Consider the following 7,302-nt stretch of genomic DNA (forward strand, 5'->3'; position numbering starts at 1 on the left):
ATTAGCGCTTTTCGATGCGTGAATAAGCGAGGTAAATCAAGTAACCAACCAGCATTCCAAAGCAGTTTTGCAAGAGATTGCCCAAAATACCAGCCAAAGCTGCACCCAGACCATAGCCCAGTAGCAAAGTCGCGATAAAATACCAACCAACCATTGACACACTCGCCAAAATCAACCCCAAAGGTCGCTTTTTCCCGCTCCAACCAGCAAAGTAACCTTGGGCACCGTGGGCAATCAGACTGTGAATCATGTACTGAGGATACCCCAGCAGTAAATCAATCAAAAAGCCTGACAAGCCACCCACAACCGCACCAGCTCTTGATCCAAGGTAAAACGCCGTGAAATAAATACCAGCATCTAACAGGGTCAAATAACCTGTTGGTGTCGGAATATGGATATAGGCTAAAACCACGCTCAAAGCCGTCAAAACCGCCATCAAGGCAATATCACGTGTATTAGTTCTCCTCATAATTCTGCTTTACTCCGTATTGGTCTGAATGGCGAATAGCTTGATAGACAAAGTCTTTTGACAGTTTCACCGCCTCTTTTGGTGAATGCCCAAGCACCAATTGACTGGCAATGCTTGAGGCAAACGTACAACCCGCACCGATATTGTTATTGTCAAGGACGGGTGATTCCAAAACAGTCCAATCTTCACCGTCATAAAAGACATCAATCGCCTTGTCTTGACTCAAACGATTGCCACCCTTAACCACCACATATTTTGCGCCTAACTGGTGCAATTGTTTGGCAGCTGCCTTCATATCGTCCAAGGTTTTGATTGATTTTTGGGTCAATAGCTCCGCTTCTACCAAGTTTGGTGTGATAATGGTCACGTAAGGGAAGAATTTCAACAACTCATCACGCAGAGCTGACACTTCCACATCATGTTTTTCCTTACAAACCAAAACAGGGTCCAACACGATAGGAATCTCTTGATGCGTTTTAACAAAATCCAGTGCCAAATCAGCAATTGTCACATTGGGCAACAAGCCTAATTTGATACCTGAAAACGGCACATCTTTTAGGCTATTGAGCTGGTGAGAAAAGACGGTTTCATCGGTTGCAAAAACGTCAAAACCTTTTTCTGTCAATGCTGTCAAACACGTCACAGCCAAAAAGCCGTGGAGCTTATTGGTCGTGTAGGTTGCCAAATCAGCATAAAGCCCACCGCCACTGAAAATATCGTTTCCTGAAATAGCCAAAATATAATTATTCGTCATAAATAATCTCCTTCAAATAAAGCCCATTGCCTGCTGCCGTTGGTCCTGCCAAATCACGATTTTTCGACTCCAAAACCGTCTGAATTTGACTGACTGGCATCCGACCGTTACCGATTTTCAACAAGGTTCCCACCATGTTACGCACTTGTTTGTACAAAAAGCCATTGCCACTAAACGTAAAGACATAAAAACCTGTCTTTTCATCAATGTCAACTGTCGCTCGTGTAATCGTACGCACCTTATTTTCCACCGATGTTCCAGAAGCGGTAAAACCCGTAAAATCGTGCGTTCCCACCAAATCCTTAATAGCCTCTTGCATAGCAGCCAAATCCAACGGATAAGCGTAATGCGTAGCGTAATGCCGCATCATCGGATTTTTAGGACGTCCCGCATCCACTAAAAGTTCGTAGGTTTTGCTATGCTTGTTGTAGCGAGCATGAAAGTCATTGCTAACTTGTTCGACACGCACCACATCCATATCCTCTGGCGATTGCGTATCCAAACCAAATCGCAATTTTTCCACATCACGCGCTTGCGGCAAATCAAAATGCACAACTTGCCCATAAGCATGCACACCCGAATCTGTCCGCCCAGCACCGTGTACCTTAACAGGTTGACCACTATTTAGCTTTTGCAAGGTTTTTTCTAACTCTTCTTGAACCGAACGCTCACTTGTCTGACGCTGAAAACCAGCAAAGAGCCTCCCATCATAAGAAATTGTTGCTTTATATCTAACCATGACTGTATTTTATCATCTTAGCAAAAGACTTTCCAGAAAATTTAGATCAATCTGTCCCCATACAGATGAAGTGCCACAAAAAAGAAGCTAGACCTCTTGGTCTAACCTCTTTCTATCTTATTCCCCTTCGAAAAAATCTTTGGCTTTATCGAACAAACCTTTTTTCTTAAGAGTGACTGGCTTGTCACCACCAGCCTTAGCAAAATCTTTCAATGCTGCAACTTGGGCAGGGTTGAGTTTTGTTGGGGTTACAATATTAACGGTAACGTGTTGGTCACCTTGACCGCCACCACGCAATTTAGGAGCCCCTTTACCTCTTAGACGGAAAGTCTTACCTGTTTGTGTTCCTGCTGGAATTGTCAATTCAACCTTACCATGTACAGTTGGTACTTCAACCGTATCACCAAGAGCTGCTTGAACAAAACTAATGTTCATGCTGTAATAGATGGTTGAGCCGTCACGTTCAAATTCCTTGCTTGGTAAGACTTTAATGATGACAAAGAGGTCACCATAAGGTCCACCGTTAAAGCCAGCTTCCCCTTGACCTTGCAAGCGGATTTGTTGACCTGTTTCAACCCCTGCTGGGATTTTAACAGATACTTTGTGTCTTTTCTTTTCATGACCACTACCATGACAAGTGGGACATGGGTCTTTGATTTCTTTACCAGTACCGTGGCAGACATCACAAGTGACTTGACGACGCATCATACCAAGTGGGGTTTGTGTATCGACGTTAATGACACCTTGACCATGACAACGGCTACATGTTACAGGGCTAGTACCTGGCTTAGCTCCTGTACCAGAGCAGGTTTCACACGTTGCTTCACGGTTGTAAGACACTTCTTTTTCAACACCAAAGACAGCTTCTTCAAAAGTCAAGTCTACACGGTATTGTAAGTCATCCCCCTGACGAGGTGCATTTGGATTACGTGTTGCACCACCGCCACCGAAGAAACTTGAAAAGATGTCTTCAAAGCCGCCAAATCCAGCTCCACCGTTAAAGCCATCAAAGCCACCGGTACCACCACCGAAGCCACCGTTGGCTCCAGCAGCACCGTATTGGTCGTAAGCAGCACGTTTTTGTTCGTCACCTAAGGTTTCATAGGCTTCTTGAACTTCTTTGTACTTTTCTTCTGCACCAGGTTCTTTATTTATATCTGGGTGATATTTTTTCGACATTTTGCGATAAGCTTTTTTAATCTCATCTTGCGAAGCGTCCTTTGAAACACCCAAACGATCGTAAAATTCTGTATTATTCATAATTAAGATACAAAGGGCGTTAAGCGGACAAAGTCAAATAGAAGATGCGACAAGAAATATTGACGTCCTCGAAAAATCTATCTATCTGACACAGTCCGTAGCCCGTGCTCATTTCTGAGCACTTTCCTTTCTTCATCATTAAAAAGATTGGTCAACATAATGCTACTACTTATTCAAAAACAGAGGTTGATGTTTTGCAACCTCTGGATTCTTTATAACTTATCAAGAAACAAAGTCGATTAACTTCATTCAGTCAGTAAGTCATCTGCAAATAGCTAGGGCCGTTTCGTAAAACGGAACCCTAACGTTTCTTGGATGAATTATTTTTCAGTAAATTCGCCGTCAACAACGTCATCACCATTGTCTGATGAGTCAGTTGATTGAGCACCTTCAGCACCTTGTGCTGCTTGTTGAGCTGCAGCAGCTTGTTCGTACATTTTAACAGCAAGTGCTTGAGCTTTTTCATTAAGAACTTCAAGTTTAGCTTTCATATCTTCAAGATTGTTAGCTTCTTGAGCAGCTTTCAATTCATCAAGAGCAGATTGAGCAGCATCACGTTCTGTATCAAAGCCTTTGCCTTCAGTTTCTTTGATTGTTTTTTCTGTTGCAAAGATAGCTTGATCAACTTCGTTACGAAGGTCAACTTCTTCTTTACGTTTAGCATCAGCTTCTGCGTTAGCTTCTGCATCTTTCATCATTTTTTCAATTTCTTCATCAGTCAAACCTGAGTTAGATTGGATAACGATGTGTTGTTCTTTTTGAGTACCAAGGTCTTTAGCTTTAACAGATACGATACCGTTTTTATCGATATCAAATGTTACTTCGATTTGAGGGATACCACGAGGTGCAGCTGGGATATCAGTCAATTGGAAACGACCAAGAGTTTTGTTATCAGCAGCCATTGGACGTTCACCTTGAAGAACGTGGATATCTACAGCTGGTTGGTTATCAGCAGCTGTTGAGAAGACTTGTGATTTAGAAGTTGGGATAGTAGTGTTACGATCGATAAGTTTTGTAAATACACCACCCATAGTTTCGATACCAAGTGACAATGGAGTTACGTCAAGAAGAACGACGTCTTTAACATCACCAGTGATAACACCACCTTGGATAGCAGCACCCATAGCAACTACTTCATCAGGGTTAACTGATTTGTTTGGTTCTTTGCCAGTTTCAGCTTTAACAGCTTCTACAACGGCAGGGATACGAGTTGAACCACCGACAAGGATAACTTCGTCAATGTCAGACATTGAGAGACCAGCATCTTGAAGAGCTTGACGAACTGGTGTTTTTGTACGGTCAACAAGATCACGAGTCAAATCATCAAATTTCGCACGTGTAAGGCTTGTTTCCAAGTGAAGAGGTCCAGCAGCACCTGCAGTGATGAATGGAAGTGAAATTTGTGTTTGTGTCACACCTGAAAGGTCTTTCTTAGCTTTTTCAGCAGCATCTTTCAAACGTTGAAGAGCCATTTTATCTTGGCTAAGATCTACACCATGTTCGTTTTTGAAGTCAGCAACTAACCAATCAATGATTTTTTGGTCAAAGTCGTCCCCACCAAGTTTGTTATCACCTGCTGTTGCCAATACATCAAAGACACCATCACCAAGTTCAAGGATTGACACGTCGAATGTACCACCACCAAGGTCAAATACTAAGATTTTTTCATCTTTATCTGTTTTATCAAGACCATAAGCAAGGGCAGCAGCTGTTGGTTCGTTAACGATACGTTCGACTTCCAAACCAGCGATTTTTCCAGCGTCTTTTGTTGCTTGACGTTGTGCGTCGTTGAAGTAAGCAGGAACAGTGATAACAGCTTTTGTTACTTTTTCACCAAGGTAATCTTCAGCATAACCTTTAAGGTATTGAAGAATCATAGCTGAAATTTCTTGTGGTGTGTATTCTTTACCGTTAGCAGATACTTTTTCAGAAGTACCCATTTTAGATTTGATTGAAATAATAGTATCAGGGTTTGTTACTGCTTGACGTTTTGCAGCATCACCAACGATGATTTCACCATTTTTGAATGATACAACTGAAGGTGTTGTACGGTTACCTTCTGGGTTTGCAATGATTTTTGCTTCAGTTCCTTCAAGAACTGCGACAGCTGAGTTTGTAGTACCTAAGTCAATACCAATAATTTTAGACATAATCTTTACCTCTATTTTTTAAATCGTTTTTTACATTTTTTATTGCTAGTTCACAATCAAACAAACTAACCTTTTGTTTTCATTAGTTATAGACGACAACCATTGCTGGACGAAGCAAGCGGTCGTGTAATTTATAGCCTTTTTGAAGGACTTCTGCGATGCTATCCACAGGATGGTCATCATCAGCAGGCAAGGTTTGAACAGCCATGTGCAAGTTATGGTCAAAGTTATCCACAACCACTTCTTCAACACCCTCTTCTTTAAGGGCTTGAATCAAGCTATTGCGGGTCATTTCAAGACCTTTTTTAACGTCATCTGTCAAGCCTTCAACCGCAAGGGCACGTTCCAAATTATCCAAACTTGGCAAAATACCTTTGGCTAAATCTTGTGATCGATACTTTTGCAATTGTTGACGTTCTTCATTTGCACGACGCTGGATATTTTGCATTTCAGCATGAGCACGAAGGTATTTGTTTTCCAAATCTTCCGCACGCTCTAAAGCTTTTTGCAATGCTTCGTTTTGAGCATCCTCTGGTGTCTGCTCGGTTTCTTTTTCTTCAGTCACAACATCAGTGGCTTCAACTTCTTTTTGAAGTTCTTCGTTTTTCTTTTCTTCAGACACTGTGTCCCTCCCTTATCTTTTTATCACATTCATTACCAAATTTAGTTGACCTCGTAGTGATTACTATTTAAATAACGGTAATAATCACCAAGCTTCATCGCCAAGACACGCCCGATAACATTGATCAAGCTAACACTTCGGCGATAATCCATATCGATGGGTCCAATCAAGCTAAGTAGACCAAATCCACGATAAGGAATCAAAAAGCGATGGGTCAAGACAGTTACATTAGACAAGGCAGCTTCTTCACTATCTGCCACCTGAATCGATGCAACCTCACCTTCTTCCATCGAAGACCTTAATGCTAAGGCAACCCGTTGCTTGTCATCAAGGAAACGATAGGTTTCTAAGCTAGCATAGTCTAACGAATGAACCTTACCAGCCACAAAGACCAATTCCTTAAACAAATCCGCAAAAATATAATCAAACAAATTCAATACATTATCCGTTACAGTGAAATACTTTTGCAAAATTTGAGGAATCTCAGTCCGCAACTTGTAATGGATATCCATCACCGTGCGTCCTAAGAACCGTTCATTGACAATATCTTTTAAGGTCGCCAAATCCTTCAACATAAAGTTTTTCGGAATCGCAAATTGTATGGTCGCAGGTTTACATTCATCCAAAGTTAAAACAGCTAAAGCATCGTGATTTGACAACTGAACGATATCAAAAGCTGTCAGTTTTTGGCAAGCAGGTTCAACATCCAAAATAACGGAAGTGTAACCCGACATATCCGATAAAATCTGACTTGCCTTATGCAAAATATCATCCAATTTAAATGGTTCAAAGTCAAACGCTTTGATGACTTGATAAATGTCACGCTCATCAATACTATCTAGATTCAAGGAATGTTCTACAAAGTATTTGAATCCAGCAGCACTGGGCATGCGTCCACTAGAGGTGTGCGCCTTTTCAAGCAAGCCCAATTTTTCTAACTTGGCCATATCGTTTCGAATAGTCGCGCTACTCAAATCAATGCTTGCTTGCAAAGTCTTAGAGCCGATGGGTTCATGTGTCTGCGTAAACAATTCGACAATGACATTCAAGATGTCATTTTGACGTTGTGTAATCATCTCATGCCTCCCTTCGTCTTTTAGCACTAACACCTGTTAACTGCTAACCATGATTTTATTATACTCTTTTCTTCGGGACTGTCAAGAGAAAAACTCAAAAAATTAGCACTCTTTTTTTAGAGTGCTAATCAGGCATCGTATTTCGTTAAATCGTAAGTTTCGATAATCTTTATTAGTTTTGTGGCATAATCAGGGTCGCTACTAAATCCAATGTCTTGCAAGGCTTGAGCAG

Annotated in this window: 7 protein-coding genes; all 7 read right to left on the minus strand. The window is 41.4% G+C overall.

Annotated elements, in window-relative coordinates:
• Position 1: 1 nt before the first annotated feature.
• A complete protein-coding gene (locus tag HFK82_RS08220) occupies positions 2-469 on the minus strand; it encodes an ECF transporter S component (protein WP_168261416.1) in 468 nt (155 codons plus the stop codon).
• Positions 456-1,223, minus strand: coding sequence for a bifunctional hydroxymethylpyrimidine kinase/phosphomethylpyrimidine kinase (locus HFK82_RS08225; protein ID WP_168261417.1), 768 nt, complete (start codon positions 1,221-1,223; stop codon positions 456-458). The genes HFK82_RS08220 and HFK82_RS08225 overlap by 14 nt, the downstream gene beginning before the upstream one ends.
• Positions 1,213-1,962, minus strand: coding sequence for a tRNA pseudouridine(38-40) synthase TruA (truA, locus tag HFK82_RS08230; protein ID WP_168261418.1), 750 nt, complete (start codon positions 1,960-1,962; stop codon positions 1,213-1,215). The genes HFK82_RS08225 and truA overlap by 11 nt, the downstream gene beginning before the upstream one ends.
• Positions 1,963-2,079: 117 nt before the next feature.
• Positions 2,080-3,222, minus strand: a complete 1,143-nt coding sequence (gene dnaJ / locus HFK82_RS08235) for a molecular chaperone DnaJ (protein WP_168261419.1) — start codon at positions 3,220-3,222, stop codon at positions 2,080-2,082.
• 320 nt (positions 3,223-3,542) lie between these two features.
• On the minus strand, positions 3,543-5,372 hold the full coding sequence (gene dnaK, locus HFK82_RS08240) for a molecular chaperone DnaK (protein WP_168261420.1): 1,830 nt from the start codon (positions 5,370-5,372) through the stop codon (positions 3,543-3,545).
• An 82-nt stretch (positions 5,373-5,454) separates the two neighbouring features.
• Positions 5,455-5,994, minus strand: coding sequence for a nucleotide exchange factor GrpE (gene grpE, locus HFK82_RS08245; protein ID WP_168261421.1), 540 nt, complete (start codon positions 5,992-5,994; stop codon positions 5,455-5,457).
• A gap of 41 nt (positions 5,995-6,035) precedes the next feature.
• A complete protein-coding gene (hrcA, locus tag HFK82_RS08250; RefSeq protein ID WP_168261422.1) occupies positions 6,036-7,070 on the minus strand; it encodes a heat-inducible transcriptional repressor HrcA in 1,035 nt (344 codons plus the stop codon).
• Positions 7,071-7,302: the final 232 nt, after the last annotated feature.

Source organism: Streptococcus alactolyticus (assembly GCF_012277075.1).
Classification (GTDB): domain Bacteria; phylum Bacillota; class Bacilli; order Lactobacillales; family Streptococcaceae; genus Streptococcus; species Streptococcus alactolyticus.

Coding starts and splice junctions, on each gene's coding strand:
- HFK82_RS08220 (WP_168261416.1), bottom strand. CDS start 469: ATGAGGAGAACTAATACACGTGATATTGCCTTGATGGCGGTTTTGACG.
- HFK82_RS08225 (WP_168261417.1), bottom strand. CDS start 1,223: ATGACGAATAATTATATTTTGGCTATTTCAGGAAACGATATTTTCAGT.
- truA (WP_168261418.1), bottom strand. CDS start 1,962: ATGGTTAGATATAAAGCAACAATTTCTTATGATGGGAGGCTCTTTGCT.
- dnaJ (WP_168261419.1), bottom strand. CDS start 3,222: ATGAATAATACAGAATTTTACGATCGTTTGGGTGTTTCAAAGGACGCT.
- dnaK (WP_168261420.1), bottom strand. CDS start 5,372: ATGTCTAAAATTATTGGTATTGACTTAGGTACTACAAACTCAGCTGTC.
- hrcA (WP_168261422.1), bottom strand. CDS start 7,070: ATGATTACACAACGTCAAAATGACATCTTGAATGTCATTGTCGAATTG.